The following is a 19670-nucleotide window of genomic DNA, read 5'->3' as shown; positions in this document are numbered from 1 at the left end:
TCGCCGTATGCAATACGCGCACGACCCCCGCACCTTCCTGTATTCGCACTACGTATACCGGGGGCTGCGCTCGGCCACCGGGGTGATCGGCGCCACGCTGATCGCGCTGCATTTCTCCGACCTGCCCACCGCGATGGTGGTGTCGATGGGCGCGCTGTGCACCAGCCTGATGGACCTGCCCAGCCCGCTGAACCACAAATTCAACGAGATGCTGGCGAGCGTGCTGCTGTGCAGCGCGGTGACGCTGGTGGTGGCGCTGACCACGCCGTTCCCGCGGGTGATGCCGTTCGTGCTGGTGCTGGTGACGTTCCTCGCCGCCATGATGACGGTGTACGGCAACAAGACCTTGCCGCTGCAATTCGCCGCGCTGTTCGTGATGACGCTCACGATCAACGAGGACTTCGTGGTCGAGCGCGCGCTGGTCCATGCGGCGCAGTTCAGCGCCGGCGCGGTGGCCTACCTCGGCTACGCGATGCTGGTGAGCTGGCTGACCGAGCGGCGCACCAGGCAACAGGTACTGGCCGAGTCGCTGTACGAGCTGGCCGGCTACCTCGAGATCAAGGCCGGCTTCTACGACGCCGGCAATGACTACGATGCCCAGTTCAACCAGCTGGTGCGCCAGCAGATCGTGGTGGCCGAGCGCCAGCAGGCCGCGCGCGACCTGGTGCTGCGCGGCAACCGCACGCCGCATGACGGGCTGCTGGTGCAGGTGCACCTGCGCATGCTCGACCTGTACGAGTACGTGCTGTCCACCAACACCGACTACCCGCTGCTGCGCCAGACCTTCGGCGGCACGCCGGTGCTGGACCACCTGCGCGGGCTGGTAGTGCTGATGTGCAAGGACGTGGAAGAGATCGCCTACGAGGTCACGCGCGGGCGCGGCTCTTACGCGACGGTGGAATACCGCGAAGGCCTGCGCGCGGTCGAGGCCGAGATCGCGCAGCTGCGCCACCACCACATCAAGCCCGCGGCGATGACGGCGCTGGCCGAGACGCTGGACATGATCCGCGGCGCGATCACGCTGATCGGGCAGCTGCACGAGGCCTCGCGCACGCCGGTGGAGCCGGCCAAGGTGCTGCCGGGCAGCGACATGACGCCGTTCCTGACGCGCCAGAAGTACGAGCTGGGCGTGCTGCGCGAAAACCTGCACTGGCGCTCGCCGGCGTTCCGCTTTGCGCTGCGCATGTCGATGGCGGCGGCGCTGGGGCTGTGGATCACCAACCACCTGCCGTACGCCTCGCACAGCTACTGGATCCTGCTGACCATCATCGTCATCCTGAAGCCGAACTTCAGCATGACCAAGCAGCGCTACAACGACCGCGTGATCGGCACGCTGATCGGCTGCGTGGTGGCGGTGGGGATCCTGAAGGTGGTGGACGAGCCGCTGATACTGCTGGGCGTGCTGTTTCTGGCGCTGGTGGCCAGCGCCGCGTTCGTGACCATCAAGTACCGCTACACCGCGATCGCGGCCTGCATCCAGGTGCTCATCCAGATCAACCTGCTGATGCCGGGCAGCCCGACGGTGGCGGGTGAGCGGCTGGTCGATACGGTGATCGGCGGCATCATCGCCTCGTTGTTCAGCTTCGTGCTGCCGAGCTGGGAATACCGCGCCATCCCCAAGCTGGTGGAGAACGTGCTGCAGGCCAACCGCCGCTATATCGCCGCAACGCGCGACCTGCTGCTGCGCCGGGCCAAGGACGACTTTGCCTATCGCGTGCAGCGCAAGCAGTTCATGGACAACCTGTCGGCGCTGATCTCTTCGTTCCAGCGCATGCTGGACGAGCCCAGGAGCCGGCATCGCGCGGTCGACAACCTGAACCGCTTTATCGTGCAGAACTACCTGGTGGCGGCGCACGTGGCGGCGGCGCGGATCCAGGTGCGGCAGCACTACGATGAGCTGGATATTCCCGCGGCCGAGGCGGCCATCGAGCAGGCTACCGAAGCGGCGCGCAACAGCCTGCAGCTGGCCAGCGAGCGGCTGCATGCCGACGAGCGTGGCGGCGGGCGCGGCGCGGGCTTTATCCGCCGCGAACGCGCGCCTGTGTTGGCCGACGCGCAGGCGCCGCTGGCGGTAGCGGCAGGGCCGGTCGTGGCCGATGTCGCTGAAGCCGAGGAGGATGCGGCGGCCGAGCGCCGCGCGCGGCTGGCGGACTCGGCGGACAAGCGCCGCACCGATACGCTGGTACAGGCTGCCGCTCTGGGCGAGTCTAGCGAGCAGGCCGGGCCGACGTCCAGCTCCACTGGCCGTCCCGCCAACGCAGTGCTGGAGCGCCGGCTGCGCGCGCTGCGCGAGGACGCGGCCAAGATCGCGCTGCGTACCGGGGCGATCGGGCGGGCGATGCGGGCGCGTTCTTAATCACGCGCTCGAGTCCCGATGGGTTTTCTCCCCTCTCCCGCTTGCGGGAGGGGAGAAAATCTGTCGCGGCGTTAAAGGCCGTGCCCCTCCGGCATCTCATCCTCAGGCAACGTCAGCATCCCGCTGTTATAGCTGTACTCAAAGATCTCCCCATACCGCCCCCCAGCGCCGGCACCAGCACCTTCTCGGCGGTGCGGCTCTTGGACGCCAGTGCCGCGAACGCCAGCGAGAACAGCAGCGACGCCGCCAGTGCCGCCAGCATGCGGATGCTGGTGCGCATCAGGTAGTAGGGCAGGGTAGGCCACGTCCAGGTGCACCGCCAGCTGCTGGTCGGGGTGGAACGGGGCATTCATCTGCTGCGCAGCGAACGCGATCATCAGGATCACGGCCAGGATGATCGGACTTACTGGCGCATGCAGCCGGCTTCACCCGGGCGGCGCGCATCCCTTTGTAACGCCCGGCATGGCGGTCTAGTTTACTTGGTGTCGATCACAGAACGCGCACGCCTCGCGTGCGCTCACGGGGAAACGGCCATGAAGAAGGCAACCTGGCGCCTGGTCGCGCATGGGCGCGTGCAGGGCGTCGGCTATCGCGCCGCCTGCGCCGACGCCGCGGATGAACTCGGGCTGGGCGGCTGGGTGCGCAACCGGGTCGACGGCACCGTCGAGGTGATGGCGCACGGCACCGTCAAGCAGCTGGAAGCGCTGCAGGCGTGGATGGAAACGGGCCCGCCGGCGGCGCAAGTGACGTTTGTCGAGGTCGGGCGCGGGGAAGGGGAGTTCGCCGGCTTCGAGTTCCGGCCGACGATCTAGTCGATCAGGCCGCGGTCCAGTCGACCGGCGTGCGGCCGTGCGCTTCGAGCCAGCGGTTGGCTTCGCGGAAGTGGCCGCAGCCGAGAAAGCCGCGATGCGCCGACAGCGGCGAAGGATGCGGCGCTTCGAGCACGCGGTGGCCGTCGCCGAGCAAGGGTTTCTTCGCCTGGGCGTGGCTGCCCCACAGCATGAACACCAGGTTCGGGCGGCTTGCCGCCAGCGCGTGGATCAGGCAGTCCGTGACCGCTTCCCAGCCGCGGCGCGCGTGGCTGGCGGCCTGGCCCTGCTCGACCGTCAGCACGGTGTTGAGCAGCAGCACGCCCTGGCGTGCCCAGCCTTCCAGGTTGCCCGAGGTGCGCGGCGGGGTGCTATCCACGCCGAACTCGGCGGCGATTTCCTTGAAGATGTTGCGCAGGCTGGGCGGCACCTTGATGCCTTCCTGCACTGAGAAGGCCAGGCCGTGCGCCTGCGGCAGCTCCACGCCGCCGACGGTGCCGGTGCCGTGGTATGGATCCTGGCCCAGGATCACCACCTTGACCGCATCCGGCGGCGTCAGGTGCAGCGCGTGGAAGACGTGGTGCGGGAACACCGGTTTGCCGGCGGCGCGTTCACCATCGACAAAGGCGGCCAGCTCCTGCCATGCCGGCACGGTGATGCAGGGCGCCAGCAGCGCGCGCCACGCGGCGGGGAGAGCATCGGCCTGGGCCTGCAGGCTGGCGGCGGGGGAGGGCTCGCCGGGGGCACAGGGCGCTTCGGCGGCGAAGAGATCGGCTTGCATGCGTAAGGAATGCCTGGCGGGAAAAACCGCGATTATGACGCCTTGCCTTCGGCGATTCCCGCGAGGCGGTAGCCGCGCGCGGCTTTGCTGAGATCGGAAGGCGCCAGCGTGGCCACGGCGCCAAGCCGTGCGGCGAAGGCGCGCAGGGCATCGGCCGCGTGCGCGGCGTCGCCGTCGAGCCATTCCAGTTCGAGTTCCTGGATGCGTTCCTGCGCGGCGCTGGCCGGCGCGGTAATGGTGCCGGTGTCGAGGGCAGCCTCGATACGCGCGCCGTCCTGCGTGACGATCCAGGTGCGGCGGATGAAGTCGGTACGGAACACCGGTGCCAGCTTGCTGACCAGTGGCGCGAGCACGGATTGCGCTTCAGCGGGGAAGGTCTGCAGCTCGATGGCCTCCCCGGCGATTCCGGTTTCCCATTCATGGCGCGTGGCCAAGCCTGCCTGGCTGCTGCCGGCGGTCTTCAGCGTCTGCAGCCATTGCGCGCCCTTGCGGCGCAGGCGCAGCGCGGCGCGGGCCTGCGCCAGGTCGTGTTCGGGCGTGTCGAGGTAGACGTTGAGCAGGGTCGCTTCGCCCTGCGGCTGGCCGTTGGCGTCGAGCCAGGCGGCCAGCGGGGCGAGGGCGGCGTCGGGGACGGCGAGTTTGAGTTCGATTTCCTGGGGCATGGCGAGGATTTAACGGTGGGCAATGGCGATGGCTTCCCAATCACCACCAGCCGGTCCCCTCTCCCGCTTGCGGGAGAGGGGAGCAAACAAGCGGTAGGTCTTTACCCTCAGCCAAACAACCGCGCCAGCTCCACCCCCGGATCCGGCGCCCGCATGAACGCCTCGCCCACCAGGAACGCATGCACATTGGCATCGCGCATGCGCTTCACATCCGCCTGGCCGAGGATGCCCGATTCGGTCACCACCAGCTTGTCAGCCGAAATATGCGGCAGCAGGCCCAGCGTATTGTCCAGCGACACCTCGAACGTGCGCAGGTTGCGGTTATTCACGCCCAGCAGCGGCGTCTTCAGCCGCAGCGCGGCGTCGAGCTCATCGTCGCCGTGCACTTCCACCAGCACGTCCATGCCGAGTTCCAGCGCACAGGCTTCCAGCTCGGCCATCAGGCCATGGTCCAGCGCGGCGACGATCAGCAGGATGCAGTCGGCGCCCCAGGTGCGGGCCTCGTAGACCTGGTACAGGTCGACCATGAAGTCCTTGCGCAGCGCAGGCAGCGGGCACGCGCCGCGCGCGCGCTTCAGGTAATCGGCATGGCCCTGGAAGAAATTCACGTCGGTCAGCACCGACAGGCAGGCCGCGCCGTGGGTGGCATAGCTCTCGGCGATGGCTTCGGGCACGAAGTTCTCGCGCAGCACGCCCTTGGACGGCGAGGCCTTCTTCACCTCCGCGATCACGCCGGCATGGCCAGCCGCGATCTTTTCGCGCAGCGCGCGCTCGAAACCGCGCGGTGCCAGGCCGGGCTCGGTGCGCAGGCTCTCGGCCTCGGCGCGCAGGCTGGGCAGGTCGCGCTTCTTGCGCGCGGCGGCCACTTCATCGGCCTTCACGGCCAGGATTTTGTCCAGGATATCTGACATATCAGCGCCTCTTATTTGAATTGCTGCGTGGCGCGCACGAACTGGTCGAGCTTCTCGCGCGCAGCGCCGCTGGCGATGGCCTCGCGCGCGCGGCGGATGCCGTCCTCGATCGAGTCGGCCACATTGGCGGCGTACAGCGCGGTGCCGGCGTTCAGCGACACGATCTCGCGCGGCGTGCCGGGCACGTCGGACAGCGCTTCCAGCAACATCTCCTTCGATTCCCCCGCATCGGCCACCTTCAGGCCGCGGTTGGAGACCATCGACAGGCCGAAGTCTTCCGGGTGGATCTCGTACTCGCGCACCTCGCCGTCCTTCAGCTCGCCGACCAGCGTGGCGGCACCGAGCGACACCTCGTCCATGCCATCCTTGCCGTAGACGACAATCGCGTGCTTTGCGCCCAGGCGCTGCATCACGCGCACCTGGATGCCGACCAGGTCGGGGTGGAACACGCCCATCAGGATATTGGGCGCATCGGCCGGGTTGGTCAGCGGGCCCAGGATATTGAAGATGGTGCGCACGCCCATTTCCTTGCGTATCGGCGCGACGTTCTTCATCGCCGGATGGTGCGTAGGGGCGAACATGAAGCCGATGCCGGTCTGCTCGATGCACTGGCCGACCTGCTCGGGCGTGAGCATGATGTTGACGCCGAGCGCCTCCAGCACGTCGGCGCTGCCCGACTTGGAGCTGACGCCACGGTTGCCGTGCTTGGCGATCTTCGCACCCGCCGCGGCGGCGACGAACATCGAAGCAGTCGAGATATTGAACGTATGCGAGCCATCGCCGCCGGTGCCGACGATATCGACGAAATTCTCGCGGTCTTTCACCGGCACCTTGTTGGCGAACTCGCGCATCACCTGCGCGGCGGCGGAGATCTCGCCGATGGTTTCCTTCTTCACGCGCAGGCCGGTCAGGATGGCGGCGGCCATCACCGGCGAGATCTGCGCCTGCATGATCTGCCGCATCAGGTGCAGCATCTCGTCATGGAAGATTTCGCGGTGCTCGATGCAGCGCGTCAGGGCTTCTTGCGGCGTGATCATGGCGTTCTCGTTGACAGTCTGGATGGCATGTTGGGTGCTGGAAGGCGCGGCGTCGAGCAGTCTCATCGCGGCGCCTTGACGAAGTTGGCCAGCATCGCATGGCCATGCTCGGACAGGATCGACTCGGGATGGAACTGCACGCCTTCGATGGCGAGCGCCTTGTGGCGCACGCCCATGATTTCGCCGTCCGGGGTCCAGGCGGTGATCTCCAGGCAATCGGGCAGGGTCTCGCGCTCGATTGCCAGTGAATGATAGCGCGTCACGTCGAAGTGCTTGGGCAGGCCGCTGAACACGCCTTGCTGCGTGGTCTCGATGGTGCTGACCTTGCCGTGCATCACCTGCTTGGCGCGGATCACCTTGCCGCCGAACGCCTCGCCGATAGCCTGGTGGCCCAGGCACACGCCCAGCATCGGCACCTTGCCGGCAAAATGCTGCAGCGCCGCCACCGAGATACCGGCTTCCTTGGGGCTGCACGGGCCGGGCGAGACGCAGATATGGTCGGGCTTCATCGCCTCGATCTCTTCGATGGTGATCTCGTCGTTGCGGTAGGTGTGCACCTCCACCCCCAGTTCGCCAAAGTATTGGACCAGGTTGTAGGTGAACGAATCGTAGTTGTCGATCATCAGCAGCATGGCGTCTGTCTCCTGTTCTCTCAGATATCGGAGTCCAGGCCATCCTGGACCTGCTCGGCGGCGCGGATCACGGCGCGCGCCTTGGCTTCGGTTTCCCTCCATTCGGCCTCGGGGTCCGAATCGGCAACGATGCCGGCGGCGGCCTGCACGTAGAGATTGCCGTCCTTGATGATGCCGGTGCGGATGGCAATGGCCAGGTCCATCTCGCCGCCGAACGAGAGGTAGCCCACCGCGCCGCCGTAGATGCCGCGCTTGCGCGGCTCCAGCTCGTCGATGATTTCCATCGCATGCACCTTGGGCGCGCCCGACAGCGTGCCGGCGGGAAAGGTCGCGCGCAGCACGTCGAGGTTGCTCATGCCTTCGCGCAGCGTGCCTTCGACCGAGCTGACGATATGCTGCACGTGCGAGTACTTCTCGATCACCATCTTGTCGGTGACCTTGACCGAGCCGGTCTGGGCGATGCGGCCGATATCGTTGCGCGCCAGGTCGATCAGCATCACGTGCTCGGCGATTTCCTTGGGATCGTTGAGCAGCTCGGTGGCAAGCTGGGCGTCCTTTTCCGGCGTATTGCCGCGCGGACGGGTGCCGGCCAGCGGGCGGATGGTGACGATGTGTTCGCTGCGGGTGTCGCCGCCGTTGTCGCCATTGGTGCCGACCTTGCGTTCCTCCTGGCGCACCAGGATTTCCGGCGACGCGCCCACCACCTGGAAGTCGCCGAAGTTGTAGAAATACATGTACGGCGACGGGTTCAGCGAACGCAGAGCGCGGTACAGCGACAGCGGCGAGTCGCGGTAGGGCTTCATCAGCCGCTGGCCGATCTGCACCTGCATCATGTCGCCGGCCATGATGTATTCCTTGGCCTTGTGCACGGCGTTCAGGTAGTCCGCCTTGGCGAATTCGCGGTAGACCTCGGTCTGCACCGACGGGCTGGTTACCGGCACGTCCACCGGCTGGCGCAGCTTCATGCGCAGCTCGCGCAGGCGCTGGCGGGCGCGGGGATAGGCTTCGGGCGTGGTCGGGTCGGCGTAGACGATCAGGTAGAGCTTGCCCGACAGGTTGTCGATCACGGCCAGCTCTTCGCACAGCAGCAGCTGGATATCGGGCAGGTTCAGGTCGTCGGGCTTCTGCGTGCTGGCGAGTTTCTTCTCGATATAGCGCACCGCGTCGTAGCCGAAGTAGCCGGCCAGGCCGCCGCAGAAGCGGGGCAGGCCCGGGCGCAGCGCGACCTTGAAGCGGCCTTCAAACTCGGCGATGAAGTCGAGCGGATTGCCTTCGTGCGTTTCCACCACCTTGCCGTCGGTCACCACCTCGGTGCGGTTGCCGAAGGCGCGCAGCAGCGTGCGCGCATGCAGGCCGATGAAGGAATAGCGCCCGAAGCGCTCGCCGCCGACCACCGACTCCAGCAGGAAGGTGTTGACCCCGCGCGTCTGCGACTGGGCCAGCTTCAGGTACAGCGACAGCGGCGTTTCCAGGTCGGCAAAGGCCTCGGCGATCAGCGGGATGCGGTTGTAGCCCTGGTCGGCCAGCGATTTGAATTCCAGTTCGGTCATGTCGGTCCTCTTGCGGTCCTCTTGTGCGGCGTCGCTGCGCGATGAGGTTGGGCGCGGCGCCGCATTTCGGCAATCAGGCTGGAGCGAATGGATACCCGCCCCGTTTGGCGGGCCGTGGTGCAGGCAAGTTGCGGACAAGACTGCACACGGCCGGGGAAGGGCGTGCGGCGCGTTCTTGAGCTAAACGTAGCAGAGAATTTCCGCTGCGCTGGCTTTTGGCGGGTTTGGGTGGGATGCCCGGCACGGGGTTGGACCCTCAGCCGGTTGTCACGACGCCCTCGGGTAGAGGGCGCGTCAGCAGACTCGCGAACGCACTTTACGCCTGTTGGAAGGCGCGCCAGCGACGCCAGGGCCAAGCCTGCCGATCACTGCCAGAAGAGATGCGTTTGCGGTTGAGAAACATTGAATGTTCAGGGATTTCAGTCGCGATCGACCTGATGATCGACCTTGTTGAGAGCGACCCTATCGATGACCTGCCCGGTGTGCCGCAAACAGCGCTGCGGCGTGGGCAATGGTGTCGACTATACCATCGGCCTCGACGGCTTGTACAGGATTGCCATGGTTGTAGCCATAGGGCACCAGCAGCACGCCCATGCCCGCCGCGCGGGCCGCCTGGGCGTCGTTTTCCGAGTCACCAAGGGCCGCCATCGCCGACGGATCCAGCCGGAACACTTCCGCCACCTTGAGCAGCGGGAACGGGTCGGGCTTGCGCAGCTGGAACGCATCGCCGCCGTAGACCAGCTCGAAATATGCCGCCAGCCCGGTCTTGGCCAGCAGCGGCTCGGTGAAGCCGAAGGGCTTGTTGGTCACGCAGGCCAGCCTCAGGCCGGCTGTCTTCATTGCCGCCAGGCCTTCGCGAACGCCCGGGTAGACCTGCGAGAACTGGCCGTTGATGCGGATGTACTCGCGGTCGTACAGCGCGTAGGCATCGGCAAAGAGGCTGTTGGCGTGCAGCGGCGAGAAGCGCGCGTCGAGCACGCGCCGGATCAGGTTTTCCGAGCCCTTGCCGACGTAGCTGACGATTTCCTGCTCGGACATCGGCGCCACCGGCCCCAGGTTGGGGTGCTGGCGGCCCAGCGCCAGCAGCATGGCGTTGATCGAGGCGTGGAAGTCGCCCGCCGTATCGACCATGGTGCCGTCCAGGTCGACGATCACCCCTTCGATGCCGCTCCAGTCGGTGCGGCGCAGTGCCACGCCCGCAGTCATCGGCCAACCTTCGCCAGTTCGCCGCGCAGCGCCGAGATGATGCCGCGGTAGCCGCCGTCGCCGTCGGGCTTGCCGAACACGGCCGAGCCCGCCACGAACGTGTCTGCGCCGGCCGCGGCGATCTCGGCGATATTGTCGACCTTCACGCCGCCGTCCACTTCCAGCAGGATGGTGCGGCCGGTGCGGGCAGTGTATGCGTCGATACGCTGGCGCACCGCGCGCAGCTTGTTCAGCGTCTCGGGGATGAACGACTGGCCGCCGAAGCCGGGGTTGACCGACATCAGCAGGATCACGTCCAGGCGGTCCATCACGTGGTCCAGGTGGTGCAGCGGGGTGGCGGGGTTGAACACCAGGCCGGCCTGGCAGCCGTTATCGCGGATCAGCGCGAGCGAGCGGTCGACGTGCTCGCTGGCTTCCGGGTGGAAGGTGATGATATTGGCGCCGGCCTTGGCAAAGTCCGGGATGATCCGGTCTACCGGGCGCACCATCAGGTGCACGTCGATGGGGGCGGTCACGTGGGGACGGATCGCCTCGCACACCAGCGGGCCCACGGTCAGGTTGGGCACGTAATGGTTGTCCATCACGTCGAAGTGGATCCAGTCGGCGCCGGCCTCGGTCACGCGGCGGACTTCCTCGCCCAGGCGGGCGAAATCGGCGGACAGGATGGAGGGGGCGATGCGGAAGGTGGGCTGGGTCATTTTGGCGGGCGGTGAATGCAGGGAATGCTGTTATCGCCGCTGCGGCGGGCCGAAGGCGCCGCCGCAGCAGGGGCGGCCGGGGCGCTCGGCGGGCGGCGGCAAGGCGTTGAAAGACCGATATTCTACGCCCGCCCGGTGCGATCGCGTCCGGCCGGCACCCTTGCCCGTCCCGCGGCCATCCCGCACAATGCGGCTACCCCATTCCCCTGCCGGCCGATGCTGCCGCCGGCCCTGCCCAAGATGAGCGAATACGCCTTCTCCGTGTCGGTGCGCACCCAGTACCTGCCGGACCAGTCCGATCCCGAGCGCGGGCGCCATGCCTTCGCCTACACCATCACCATCCACAACACTGGCGAGGTGGCGGCGCAGCTGATCTCGCGCCACTGGATCATCACCGACAGCGACAACGGCACGCAGGAAGTCGCCGGCCTGGGCGTGGTGGGCCACCAGCCGCTGCTGAAGCCGGGCGAGCATTTCGAATACACCAGCTGGGCCACCATCTCGACGCCGGTCGGGTCGATGAAGGGCGAATACTTCTGCGTGGCCGAGGACGGCCACCGTTTCGAGGTGCCGATCCCCGAATTCGCGCTGGTGCTGCCGCGCATGCTGCACTGAGCGCGCGCCCAGCCGGAAGCCGGGAAGCCTCGAAGCGGGAACCTACTGGCGCTTCGCGCTGTCCTGTTCCTGCGCCGGCGTTTGCCGGCCCTGCGTGGATTCCTGCGGCTGGCGCGACGGGTGGTCGTCGGGCGCGCGGGTCGGGCGCGGGTTCTTTTTGGCCGTGCCCATGGTCCAGACCACGATAAAGATCAGCAGGAACAGCGCCACGCCGGCCTCGAGGGCGAACAGCAGCATGGGATGGGCTTCGAAGAACTTGCTCATGGCGGATGCGGCGGTGGCGATGACAGATGACAGATGACGGTGGGATTGTAGGGCAACTGCCCGGTGCGATCCCTGCCGGGCCGGCACCGGTCGCGGGACACTGCGCGGGACACTGAACAACAAGCAAGATGGCATACGCGGATTCGCTTTCGATTTCTCTCCCAGGTTTCACTGCGCGCGCTGGCGCCCGTGCCCGCGCCTGGCTGGCGCTCGCCGGCGCCGGCGCGCTGCTGGCCGGCTGCATGAGCGGCCCGCCGCCGCGCATCGAGACCGGCCCGTCCGGCAGCACGCCGCCCGCTTCGTCGACCCAGAAAGGCCAGCTGCAGGCCGCCAGCTGGAACGACATCGGCGGCTGGACCCAGGACGACGTGCGCGCGGCCTGGCCCGCGCTGCAGGCCAGCTGCCAGGCGCTGAAGAAGCGCGCCGAGTGGAGCCGAGCCTGCGCCGCCGGCATGATGGTCGACGCCGGTGACCTCAACGCCATGCGCGCCTATTTCGAGACCAACTTCCAGCCGTTCCGCGTGGTCAACGGCGACGGCACCGACAGCGGGCTGATCACCGGCTACTACGAACCCATCCTGCACGGCTCGCGCACGCGGCAGGGGCGCTTCCAGGTGCCGCTTTACCGCAAGCCGGCGCAGTTCGGCAACCGCCCGCTGCCGGGCCGCGCCGAGCTGCTGCAGAACCCGGCCATGCGCGGCAACGAGCTGGTGTGGGTGGATGACGCGGTCGAGGCCGCCTTCCTGCAGATCCAGGGCTCGGGCCGGATCCGCATGGCGGACGGCACCATGATGCGGGTCGGCTTCGGCGGCACCAACGACCAGCCGTTCCGCTCGTTCGGCAAATGGCTGCTGGACCGCGGCGAGATCACGCCGGCGCAGGCCACCATGCAGGGCATCAAGGCGTGGGCGCGGGCCAACCCGGGGCGCGTCGACGAGATGCTGAACGTCAATCCTCGCTTCGTGTTCTTCCGCGAGCTGCCGCCGAACAATGACGGCCCGGTGGGCGCGCTGGGCGTGCCGCTGACCGCCGAGCGCTCGATCGCGGTGGACCCCGCCACCATTCCGCTGGGCGTGCCGGTGTTCCTGTCGACCACGCGCCCGCTGTCGACCGAACCGATCCAGCGGCTGATGTTTGCGCAGGATACGGGCAGCGCCATCAAGGGCGGCGTGCGCGCCGATTTCTTCTGGGGCGCCGGCGATGCGGCGGGCGAGACGGCGGGGCGGATGAAGCAGGGCGGCCGGATGTGGGTGCTGATGCCGCGTAGCTGAGGCCAGCCGATCAGGCTAATACTGCGAATGTTGTCTCCCCTCTCCCCCAACCGCTCTCCCGCAAGCGGGAGAGGGGAGCAAAGCGGCGGAATTCTTAATGGCCCTGGGCCATCACCGCGGCCGCTGGTCCACGATCCGCTTCGCCTTCCCCACCGAACGCTCGATGCCTCCCTCCGGCAGCACCTCGATGGTGGCGGTCACCCCGATATAAGACTTGATCTCGTGCGCCAGCCGCTCGCGCGCAGACTGCGCACGCGCCAGCTCGCTGCCATGGGCGCATTCCACACGCACCGTCAACGTATCCATATGGCCGTCCTTGCCCAGCACGCACTGGTAGTGCGGCGCCAGTTCGGCCTGCTTCAGGATTAGTTCCTCGATCTGTGACGGGAACACGTTGACGCCGCGCACGATCATCATGTCGTCGGTCCGGCCGGTGACCTTTTCCATGCGGCGGAAGGCCGGCCGCGCCGTACCCGGCAGCAAGCGGGTCAGGTCGCGGGTCCGGTAGCGCACCACCGGCATCGCTTCCTTGGTCAGCGAGGTAAAGACCAGCTCGCCGAATTCGCCATCGGGCAGCACTTCGCCGGTATTCGGGTCGATGATTTCCGGGTAGAAGTGGTCTTCCCAGATGGTCGGGCCGTCCTTGGTTTCGGCGCATTCGTTGGCCACGCCCGGGCCCATCACCTCAGACAGCCCGTAGATATCGACCGCGGAAATGCCCATGCGCTTCTCGATCGCCAGCCGCATTTCCGGCGTCCACGGCTCGGCGCCGAAGATGCCCACGCGCAGCGAGCTGGTGGCCGGGTCGACGCCCTGGCGCTCGAACTCGTCGGCGATCGCCAGCATGTAGCTGGGCGTGACCATGATGATCTCGGGCTTGAAGTCCAGGATCAGCTGGACCTGGCGCTCGGTCTGGCCGCCGCCGAACGGGATTGCCGTCAGGCCGGCTTTCTCGACGCCGTAGTGCGCGCCCAGCCCGCCGGTGAAGAGGCCGTAGCCATAGCTGATATGTACCTTGTCGCCCCGGCGCGCGCCGGAGGCCCGGATCGAGCGCGCCATCACCGTCGCCCAGTTATCAATGTCCTGGAGCGTGTAGCCGACCACCGTGGGCTTGCCGGTGGTGCCGGACGAAGCATGCACGCGCGCCACGCGGTCCTGCGGCACGGCGAACATGCCGAACGGGTAATTGTCGCGCAGGTCCTGCTTGCTGGTGAACGGAAAGCGCGCCAGGTCGGCCAGCGATTGCAGCTGGTCGGGATGGACGCCGGCCTCGTCGAACTTGCGGCGGTACACCGGCGAATTGGCGTAGGCGTGGTGGAGCGACCATTTCAGCCGCTCCAGCTGCAGGGCCTGCAGCTCGGCGCGGCTGGCGGTCTCGATCGGGTCCAGGGGCAGATCGGTCAGGCGCGTGCTCATGTCGTCTCCTGCACGGGGGCGGTTATCTTGGTGGCTGCGGTGTTCAGGCGACGGTATCCGGCGGCACGACATGGCCCTTGATATGCGCCGACTTGCCGCGGAACAACGCCACCACCTCGCCGGCGGCGTTGGTCACGCGGATGTCGTAGATGCCGTGGCGGCCCGACAGGGTCTGCTCGATCCCCTCTGCGGTCAGCACGTCGCCGCCGTGCACGGGTTTGAGGAACTCGATGCTGCAGCCGGCTGCCACGGTATTGATGTTATGGCTGTTGCAGGCGAACGCGAAGGTCGAATCGGCCAGCGTGAACATCAGGCCGCCGTGGCAGATGCCGTGGCCGTTCAGGAATTCATTGCGTACCGGCATGGTCAGCCGGGCATAGCCGGGGCGGACCGCTTCAACGGTGATCCCGAGCCAGCGGCTGCAGGTGTCGGCTTCATACATGGCGGCCGCGGCCGCTTCGGCGAGGGCCTGGGGGTCCTTGTGCAACGTGGTCTCCTTGGGGGGCGGGGTGGCGCCGTGCAGGCGCCCTGAAGCGCTTACTTGCCGGTAAATCGGGCCGCGCGCTTTTCCAGGAAGGCATTGACGCCTTCCGCATAGTCCGCCGACTGGCCGAGGTCACGCTGCAGGTCGCGTTCCAGGTCGAGCTGGGTGTCGAGGGTGGCGGTCGCGCTGGCGTACATGGCGCGCTTGATCGAGGCCAGCGCCCGGGTCGGCTGCGCGGCCAGGTGCGTGGCCAGCGCCAGCGCCTGCTCGGGCAGCAGCGGATCGTCCATGGCTTCCCAGATCAGGCCCCATTTCTCGGCTTCCTCGGCGGACAGGCGCTCGCCGGTCATCGCCAGCCCGAGCGCGCGCGCCATGCCGATGCGCTTGGGCAGCAGCCAGGTGCCGCCGGAATCCGGCACCAGCCCGATCTTGACGAAGGCCTGGATAAAGTTGGCCGAGCGCGCGGCCAGCACCATGTCGCAGGCCAGCGCCAGGTTGGCGCCGGCGCCGGCGGCGGTGCCGTTGACTGCGGCTACCACCGGCAATGGCAGCGCCTGCAGCCGACGGATCAGCGGGTTGAACCAGGTGTCGATCAGTTCGCCGAGGTCGGTCATCCGGCCGGGCGTGAAATCCAGGTCGGCCAGGTCCTGACCAGCGCAGAAGCCGCGCCCGGCGCCGGTCAGCAGCAGCGCCCGCGCGCCGCCGGCCTCGACATGGTCGAGCGCCTGCTGCAGCGCCTTGTGCATCTCGCGGGTGAAGCTGTTGAGCTTGTCGGGGCGGTTCAGCGTGATTACCGCGACGGACCCCTGCCATTGGAGCAGGATGGGGCCGGCATCGAGGCTGACCGGCTGGCCAGCGGGCGTGGACATCGGGGGCATGTTTGTCTCCTGCCTGGTGTTCTTTGCGGTCGGCGCGGGGCTGGCGCCGCTAAAATAAACCGACCAGTCGGTCGGCAAATGGTAGCACTAAATACTGCATGCGTGAGCTATTCGCTCAGCGTAAGGGCGCCGGACCGAGGTGCCTTATTAGTACTAACCCGCGATCGCGTTCCGCAATCGGGATGGCGACCGCAATGCCGGCACCCCGTGTCGCTCTATAATCGCGCTGCCAACAACAATTGCAGCATCGCTGGTGCCCGTTGCGCGCCGGCACGCAAGACTGTTTCACTGATTCCCCCATTTCCGCACTGGATCTCCTTATGAAGAAGTTCGCAGCACTCCTTTTGGCCTCGTCCGTGGCGCTGTTCGCCGCGTGCGGCAAGAACGAATCCGCACCGGCCGCCGGCACGGGCAGCGCCGCCGCCAGCAAGATCATCGTCGGCCTGGATGACAATTTCCCGCCCATGGGCTTCCGCGATACCAATAACGAGCTGGCCGGCTTCGATATCGATATGGCGAAAGAGGCCAGCCGCCGTCTCGGCATGGCCGTCGAATTCAAGCCGATCGACTGGAGCGCCAAGGAAGCCGAACTGAACGGCAAGCGCGTGGACGTGCTGTGGAACGGGCTGACCATCACCGACGAGCGCAAGAAGAACATCAGCTTCACCGCGCCCTATATGACCAACCACCAGATCGTCATCGTCGGCACCAATTCGCCGGTGAAGGCCAAGGCGGACCTGGCCGGCCGCATCGTCGGCGCGCAGGACGGCAGCAGCGCGGTGGACGCCATCAAGAAGGAAGGCCAGGTCTCCGCCAGCCTGAAGGAGCTCAAGACTTTCGGCGACAACGTGACAGCACTGATGGACCTGTCCGCCGGCCGCCTCGACGCGATCGTGGTGGATGAAGTGGTGGGCCGCTACCTGATCAGCAAGCGTGCCGGCGAATACCGCGTGCTCGAAGAGAACTTCGGTACCGAGGAGTACGGCGTCGGCGTCCGCAAGGATGACGCCGATCTGCTCGGCAAGCTCGACAAGACCCTGGCATCGATGAAGCAGGACGGCACCGCCGCCCGCATCGCCACCCAGTGGTTCGGCACCGATATCACCAAGTAATCCAGGCGCCAGCCGGCGCCCTGCGCGGTTCGGGCAGGGTGCCGGCTTCCTTCCGGACTCGGGCGCTGGCCGCGCGACGGCCCGCTGCCTGGAATCCTTCCTCCTTCTGTTCGCGCGAACATGGATTACGTCTTATCTCTACTGGGGCCATTGGCGCAGGGTGCGAAAGTCACGCTCACCCTGTTCGTCATCACGCTCGCCCTGTCGGTGCCGCTGGGGCTGGCGCTGGCGCTCGCGCGCATCTCGTCATGGCCGCTGCTGAGCGGTGCGGTCAATGGCTACATCTGGCTGATGCGCGGTACGCCGCTGATGCTGCAGATGCTGTTTATCTATTTCGCGCTGCCGTTCGTGCCGGTCATCGGCGTGAGGCTGCCCGATTTTCCCGCGGCGGTGGTGGCGTTCGCGCTCAACTACGCCGCGTACTTCGCGGAAATCTTCCGCGCCGGGATCAAGTCCGTCGACCGCGGCCAGTATGAAGCCAGCAAGGCGCTGGGCATGACGTACTTCCAGACCATGCGCCGGGTCGTGCTGCCGCAGATGGTCAGCCGCGTCCTGCCGCCGGTCAGCAATGAAACCATCACGCTGATCAAGGACACGTCGCTGATCTACGTGCTGGCCCTCAACGATATCCTGCGCACCGCGCGCGGCATTGTGCAGCGCGATTTCACGACCACGCCTTTCCTGGTCGCCGCGCTGTTTTATCTGGTGATGACGCTGATTCTGACCTGGTTCTTCCAGAATCTCGAAAAACGCTATGCCAAACATGATGACTAGCCCGAATGGCGGCGCCACCTCTGACCAAGCGCCCGGCATCATGATCGCGGCGCGGGACATCTTCAAGTCGTTCGGATCGCTGCAGGTCCTGCGCGGCGTCTCGCTGACGCTGCGCAAGGGCGATGTCACCGCGGTGATCGGGCCGTCGGGCTCGGGCAAGAGCACCTTGCTGCGCTGCCTGAACCATCTCGAGGTGATCGACCGCGGCACCATCGACATCGAAGGCGAAGCGCTGGCGGCCGCTGGCCCCGACGGTGCCTCCAGGTATGTGCCGGAGGCGGAAGTCCGCCGCATCTGCCGCAAGATGGGTATGGTGTTCCAGTCGTTCAACCTGTTCCCGCACATGACGGTGCTGCAGAACATCATCGAGGCACCGATGACCGTCAAGGGGCTGTCGCGCGACGCGGCGGTGCCCAAGGCCGAGGAACTGTTGCGCAAGGTCGGGCTGCTGGCCAAGCGGGACAACTATCCGGCGCGCCTGTCCGGCGGGCAGAAGCAGCGCGTGGCGATTGCGCGCGCGCTGGCGATGGAGCCCGACATCATGCTGTTCGACGAGCCGACCTCCGCGCTCGATCCGGAACTGACCGGGGAAGTACTGCGCACCATGCGGCAACTGGCGGACGAGCATATGACCATGCTGGTTGTCACGCATGAGATGGGGTTTGCGCGCGAAGTGGCCAACCACGTCGTGTTCATGGACGAGGGCAGGATCCTCGAGGAAGGCGCGCCTGCCGAGGTGTTCGGCTCTCCCGCCCATGCACGCACCCGGGAATTCCTGGCGCACATGCTCTGAACAGGGAACAGCGCCGCCAGGCCGCAACAGGTGGCAGAATAGCCCGCAGCCGGTGGCGGACGCTGCCATTTGATTGCCAATACATAGGAGAAGACATGCCGTACGAAAACATCTTGGTCGAGACGCGCGGCCGCGTTGGTCTGGTTACGCTGAACCGCCCCAAGGCGCTGAACGCGCTCAACGACGCGCTGATGGATGAACTGGGTGCCGCGCTGACGGCGTTCGACCAGGATGAGGGCATCGGCGCCATCGTCATTACCGGCAGCGACCGCGCCTTCGCCGCCGGCGCCGATATCGGCATGATGGCCAAGTACTCCTTCATGGATGTCTACAAGGGCGACTACATCACCCGCAACTGGGAAACCATCCGCAAGATCCGTAAGCCGGTGATTGCTGGCGTGGCGGGGTACGCGCTGGGCGGTGGCTGCGAACTGGCGATGATGTGCGACATCATCATCGCGGCGGACTCGGCCAAGTTCGGCCAGCCGGAAGTCAAGCTCGGCACCATGCCCGGCGCCGGCGGCACGCAGCGCCTGCCGCGCGCGGTGTCCAAGGCCAAGGCGATGGACCTGTGCCTGACCTCGCGCATGATGGACGCCGCCGAAGCCGAGCGCTCGGGCCTGGTGTCGCGCGTGGTGCCGGCCGACAAGCTGCTGGACGAAGTGCTGGCCGCCGCCGAAACCATCGCCGGGTTCTCGCTGCCGGTGGTCATGATGATCAAGGAGTCGGTCAACGCCGCTTACGAGACCACGCTCAATGAAGGCGTGCACTTCGAGCGCCGGCTGTTCCATTCCACCTTTGCCAGTGAAGACCAGAAGGAAGGCATGGCCGCTTTCGTAGAGAAGCGCGCCCCTAATTTCCAGCATCGCTGAAAACTTGATAGGGGAATACCTGACGGCAGCGCGGGGGTATTCAAGGGCCGCCGCGCTGGCCATCTTGAGGTTTTCCTTTATTGCTCAAAGGGTTACGACATAATCACGCGAACCCCTAGCTGAGCGCTGTGACAAAGATGTTGCAAGGTCCGTGGAACCGGCCTAATATTCGCCCCCTCGCAACACAACGCGGCGCTGCAAGGCAGACGCAGCAAGGGTTGCGGGGTCGACCGCAAGGTTGGCGCAGCGAAGTTGGCAGCGCTGGCCGCAGCAAAAAAAGATTGCTGCAACGGTTGACGAAACGAAGAAAGCTCTGCATAATCTCGTTTCTCTGCTGCAGACAACGCAGCGCGCTGAACGGCAAAGCCGGGAAGCGAAGTTCTTTAACAAACAAACAACCGATAAGTGTGGGCGCTGGGTAGCGGACGCCGCTGTCTTCGGACAGTGTTGCTTCACAAGTTATACAGTGCTCGCACAGCAAAACGTGACTGGGTCTTCGGATCTGGTCAGTCAGTTTTCTGAGAGTGAGCGACCGCTCGAAAGAGCGAG

Annotated in this window: 21 protein-coding genes and 1 pseudogene; 9 read left to right on the top strand and 13 right to left on the bottom strand. The window is 66.5% G+C overall.

Annotation, left to right across the window (positions count from 1 at the left end):
- The first annotated feature begins 7 nt into the window (after nucleotides 1-7).
- Nucleotides 8-2356, top strand: coding sequence for an FUSC family protein (locus IPF36_RS24620; protein ID WP_195431008.1), 2349 nt, complete (start codon nucleotides 8-10; stop codon nucleotides 2354-2356).
- A gap of 163 nt (nucleotides 2357-2519) precedes the next feature.
- On the opposite strand, the pseudogene IPF36_RS24615 reads toward IPF36_RS24620, so the two are convergent.
- Nucleotides 2520-2763: pseudogene (locus tag IPF36_RS24615) on the bottom strand (sulfonate ABC transporter permease); the annotation flags it as partial.
- Nucleotides 2764-2889: 126 nt separating this feature from the next.
- Between IPF36_RS24615 and IPF36_RS24610 the strand changes: the two are divergent.
- Entirely contained in the window at nucleotides 2890-3168 is a 279-nt protein-coding gene (locus tag IPF36_RS24610; protein WP_029048328.1) for an acylphosphatase, read from the top strand.
- Nucleotides 3169-3172: 4 nt separating this feature from the next.
- Here IPF36_RS24610 and IPF36_RS24605 read toward each other — a convergent pair whose 3' ends face one another.
- The 8 genes from IPF36_RS24605 to rpe all read right to left on the bottom strand — a co-directional run bounded on the left by IPF36_RS24605 (nucleotide 3173) and on the right by rpe (nucleotide 10642).
- Nucleotides 3173-3946, bottom strand: a complete 774-nt coding sequence (locus tag IPF36_RS24605) for a uracil-DNA glycosylase (RefSeq protein WP_135705993.1) — start codon at nucleotides 3944-3946, stop codon at nucleotides 3173-3175.
- A 32-nt stretch (nucleotides 3947-3978) separates the two neighbouring features.
- Nucleotides 3979-4608 carry a CYTH domain-containing protein gene (locus IPF36_RS24600; protein WP_133093520.1) on the bottom strand — a complete coding sequence of 210 codons (630 nt, stop codon included), beginning with the start codon at nucleotides 4606-4608 and terminating at the stop codon, nucleotides 3979-3981.
- Nucleotides 4609-4715: 107 nt separating this feature from the next.
- Complete coding sequence (gene trpC / locus IPF36_RS24595) at nucleotides 4716-5519, bottom strand: indole-3-glycerol phosphate synthase TrpC (RefSeq protein ID WP_133093521.1); 804 nt, start codon at nucleotides 5517-5519, stop codon at nucleotides 4716-4718.
- A gap of 11 nt (nucleotides 5520-5530) precedes the next feature.
- Complete coding sequence (gene trpD, locus IPF36_RS24590) at nucleotides 5531-6556, bottom strand: anthranilate phosphoribosyltransferase (RefSeq protein WP_133093544.1); 1026 nt, start codon at nucleotides 6554-6556, stop codon at nucleotides 5531-5533.
- A 62-nt stretch (nucleotides 6557-6618) separates the two neighbouring features.
- Entirely contained in the window at nucleotides 6619-7188 is a 570-nt protein-coding gene (locus tag IPF36_RS24585; RefSeq protein WP_133093522.1) for an aminodeoxychorismate/anthranilate synthase component II, read from the bottom strand.
- Between the two features lie 20 nt (nucleotides 7189-7208).
- Nucleotides 7209-8738 carry an anthranilate synthase component I gene (gene trpE / locus IPF36_RS24580; protein ID WP_133093523.1) on the bottom strand — a complete coding sequence of 510 codons (1530 nt, stop codon included), beginning with the start codon at nucleotides 8736-8738 and terminating at the stop codon, nucleotides 7209-7211.
- A 462-nt stretch (nucleotides 8739-9200) separates the two neighbouring features.
- The gene (gene gph / locus IPF36_RS24575; RefSeq protein ID WP_135705991.1) at nucleotides 9201-9944 is read right to left on the bottom strand and encodes a phosphoglycolate phosphatase; all 744 of its coding nucleotides are present in this window, start codon (nucleotides 9942-9944) and stop codon (nucleotides 9201-9203) included.
- Complete coding sequence (gene rpe, locus IPF36_RS24570; protein WP_133093525.1) at nucleotides 9941-10642, bottom strand: ribulose-phosphate 3-epimerase; 702 nt, start codon at nucleotides 10640-10642, stop codon at nucleotides 9941-9943. Before rpe ends, gph begins: the two co-directional genes overlap by 4 nt.
- Before the next feature lie 240 nt (nucleotides 10643-10882).
- Here rpe and apaG point away from each other — a divergent pair, with 240 nt between their 5' ends.
- Complete coding sequence (gene apaG / locus IPF36_RS24565) at nucleotides 10883-11257, top strand: Co2+/Mg2+ efflux protein ApaG (RefSeq protein WP_012353991.1); 375 nt, start codon at nucleotides 10883-10885, stop codon at nucleotides 11255-11257.
- A 42-nt stretch (nucleotides 11258-11299) separates the two neighbouring features.
- Here apaG and IPF36_RS24560 read toward each other — a convergent pair whose 3' ends face one another.
- Entirely contained in the window at nucleotides 11300-11521 is a 222-nt protein-coding gene (locus IPF36_RS24560; protein WP_133093526.1) for a hypothetical protein, read from the bottom strand.
- 128 nt (nucleotides 11522-11649) lie between these two features.
- Between IPF36_RS24560 and IPF36_RS24555 the strand changes: the two genes are divergently transcribed.
- Nucleotides 11650-12792, top strand: a complete 1143-nt coding sequence (locus tag IPF36_RS24555; RefSeq protein WP_195431006.1) for a murein transglycosylase A — start codon at nucleotides 11650-11652, stop codon at nucleotides 12790-12792.
- A 111-nt stretch (nucleotides 12793-12903) separates the two neighbouring features.
- Here the strand turns inward: IPF36_RS24555 and paaK are convergent, their stop codons facing one another.
- The 3 genes from paaK to paaG are packed head-to-tail and all read right to left on the bottom strand — an operon-like array spanning nucleotide 12904 to nucleotide 15570.
- A complete protein-coding gene (paaK, locus tag IPF36_RS24550) occupies nucleotides 12904-14208 on the bottom strand; it encodes a phenylacetate--CoA ligase PaaK (RefSeq protein WP_135705989.1) in 1305 nt (434 codons plus the stop codon).
- Between the two features lie 43 nt (nucleotides 14209-14251).
- Nucleotides 14252-14695 carry a hydroxyphenylacetyl-CoA thioesterase PaaI gene (gene paaI, locus IPF36_RS24545; protein ID WP_133093529.1) on the bottom strand — a complete coding sequence of 148 codons (444 nt, stop codon included), beginning with the start codon at nucleotides 14693-14695 and terminating at the stop codon, nucleotides 14252-14254.
- A 50-nt stretch (nucleotides 14696-14745) separates the two neighbouring features.
- Complete coding sequence (gene paaG, locus IPF36_RS24540) at nucleotides 14746-15570, bottom strand: 2-(1,2-epoxy-1,2-dihydrophenyl)acetyl-CoA isomerase PaaG (RefSeq protein WP_133093530.1); 825 nt, start codon at nucleotides 15568-15570, stop codon at nucleotides 14746-14748.
- Between the two features lie 320 nt (nucleotides 15571-15890).
- Between paaG and IPF36_RS24535 the strand changes: the two genes are divergently transcribed.
- The 5 genes from IPF36_RS24535 to IPF36_RS34405 form a co-directional block, all read left to right on the top strand.
- On the top strand, nucleotides 15891-16682 hold the full coding sequence (locus tag IPF36_RS24535) for an amino acid ABC transporter substrate-binding protein (RefSeq protein WP_135705988.1): 792 nt from the start codon (nucleotides 15891-15893) through the stop codon (nucleotides 16680-16682).
- A 120-nt stretch (nucleotides 16683-16802) separates the two neighbouring features.
- Nucleotides 16803-17456, top strand: coding sequence for an amino acid ABC transporter permease (locus IPF36_RS24530; protein ID WP_029048313.1), 654 nt, complete (start codon nucleotides 16803-16805; stop codon nucleotides 17454-17456).
- A 40-nt stretch (nucleotides 17457-17496) separates the two neighbouring features.
- Complete coding sequence (locus IPF36_RS24525) at nucleotides 17497-18249, top strand: amino acid ABC transporter ATP-binding protein (protein ID WP_135706316.1); 753 nt, start codon at nucleotides 17497-17499, stop codon at nucleotides 18247-18249.
- Nucleotides 18250-18344: 95 nt separating this feature from the next.
- Nucleotides 18345-19121, top strand: a complete 777-nt coding sequence (locus IPF36_RS24520) for an enoyl-CoA hydratase (RefSeq protein WP_133093532.1) — start codon at nucleotides 18345-18347, stop codon at nucleotides 19119-19121.
- A 238-nt stretch (nucleotides 19122-19359) separates the two neighbouring features.
- Nucleotides 19360-19670 (top strand): hypothetical protein (locus IPF36_RS34405; RefSeq protein ID WP_218959700.1); only part of this gene is annotated, 311 nt, incomplete at its 3' end.

The sequence above is a fragment of the Cupriavidus sp. IK-TO18 genome, from assembly GCF_015549295.1.
Lineage (GTDB): Bacteria > Pseudomonadota > Gammaproteobacteria > Burkholderiales > Burkholderiaceae > Cupriavidus > Cupriavidus oxalaticus_A.
The sequence above is the reverse complement of the archived record's forward strand: the minus strand, read 5'-3'. Positions and strand labels throughout refer to the sequence as shown.

Excerpts from the sequence above, each read along its gene's own strand:
- IPF36_RS24620 (WP_195431008.1), top strand. The coding sequence starts at position 8 with ATGCAATACGCGCACGACCCCCGCACCTTCCTGTATTCGCACTACGTA.
- IPF36_RS24610 (WP_029048328.1), top strand. The coding sequence starts at position 2,890 with ATGAAGAAGGCAACCTGGCGCCTGGTCGCGCATGGGCGCGTGCAGGGC.
- IPF36_RS24605 (WP_135705993.1), bottom strand. The coding sequence starts at position 3,946 with ATGCAAGCCGATCTCTTCGCCGCCGAAGCGCCCTGTGCCCCCGGCGAG.
- IPF36_RS24600 (WP_133093520.1), bottom strand. The coding sequence starts at position 4,608 with ATGCCCCAGGAAATCGAACTCAAACTCGCCGTCCCCGACGCCGCCCTC.
- trpC (WP_133093521.1), bottom strand. The coding sequence starts at position 5,519 with ATGTCAGATATCCTGGACAAAATCCTGGCCGTGAAGGCCGATGAAGTG.
- trpD (WP_133093544.1), bottom strand. The coding sequence starts at position 6,556 with ATGATCACGCCGCAAGAAGCCCTGACGCGCTGCATCGAGCACCGCGAA.
- IPF36_RS24585 (WP_133093522.1), bottom strand. The coding sequence starts at position 7,188 with ATGCTGCTGATGATCGACAACTACGATTCGTTCACCTACAACCTGGTC.
- trpE (WP_133093523.1), bottom strand. The coding sequence starts at position 8,738 with ATGACCGAACTGGAATTCAAATCGCTGGCCGACCAGGGCTACAACCGC.
- gph (WP_135705991.1), bottom strand. The coding sequence starts at position 9,944 with ATGACTGCGGGCGTGGCACTGCGCCGCACCGACTGGAGCGGCATCGAA.
- rpe (WP_133093525.1), bottom strand. The coding sequence starts at position 10,642 with ATGACCCAGCCCACCTTCCGCATCGCCCCCTCCATCCTGTCCGCCGAT.
- apaG (WP_012353991.1), top strand. The coding sequence starts at position 10,883 with ATGAGCGAATACGCCTTCTCCGTGTCGGTGCGCACCCAGTACCTGCCG.
- IPF36_RS24560 (WP_133093526.1), bottom strand. The coding sequence starts at position 11,521 with ATGAGCAAGTTCTTCGAAGCCCATCCCATGCTGCTGTTCGCCCTCGAG.
- IPF36_RS24555 (WP_195431006.1), top strand. The coding sequence starts at position 11,650 with ATGGCATACGCGGATTCGCTTTCGATTTCTCTCCCAGGTTTCACTGCG.
- paaK (WP_135705989.1), bottom strand. The coding sequence starts at position 14,208 with ATGAGCACGCGCCTGACCGATCTGCCCCTGGACCCGATCGAGACCGCC.
- paaG (WP_133093530.1), bottom strand. The coding sequence starts at position 15,570 with ATGCCCCCGATGTCCACGCCCGCTGGCCAGCCGGTCAGCCTCGATGCC.
- IPF36_RS24535 (WP_135705988.1), top strand. The coding sequence starts at position 15,891 with ATGAAGAAGTTCGCAGCACTCCTTTTGGCCTCGTCCGTGGCGCTGTTC.
- IPF36_RS24530 (WP_029048313.1), top strand. The coding sequence starts at position 16,803 with ATGGATTACGTCTTATCTCTACTGGGGCCATTGGCGCAGGGTGCGAAA.
- IPF36_RS24525 (WP_135706316.1), top strand. The coding sequence starts at position 17,497 with ATGATCGCGGCGCGGGACATCTTCAAGTCGTTCGGATCGCTGCAGGTC.
- IPF36_RS24520 (WP_133093532.1), top strand. The coding sequence starts at position 18,345 with ATGCCGTACGAAAACATCTTGGTCGAGACGCGCGGCCGCGTTGGTCTG.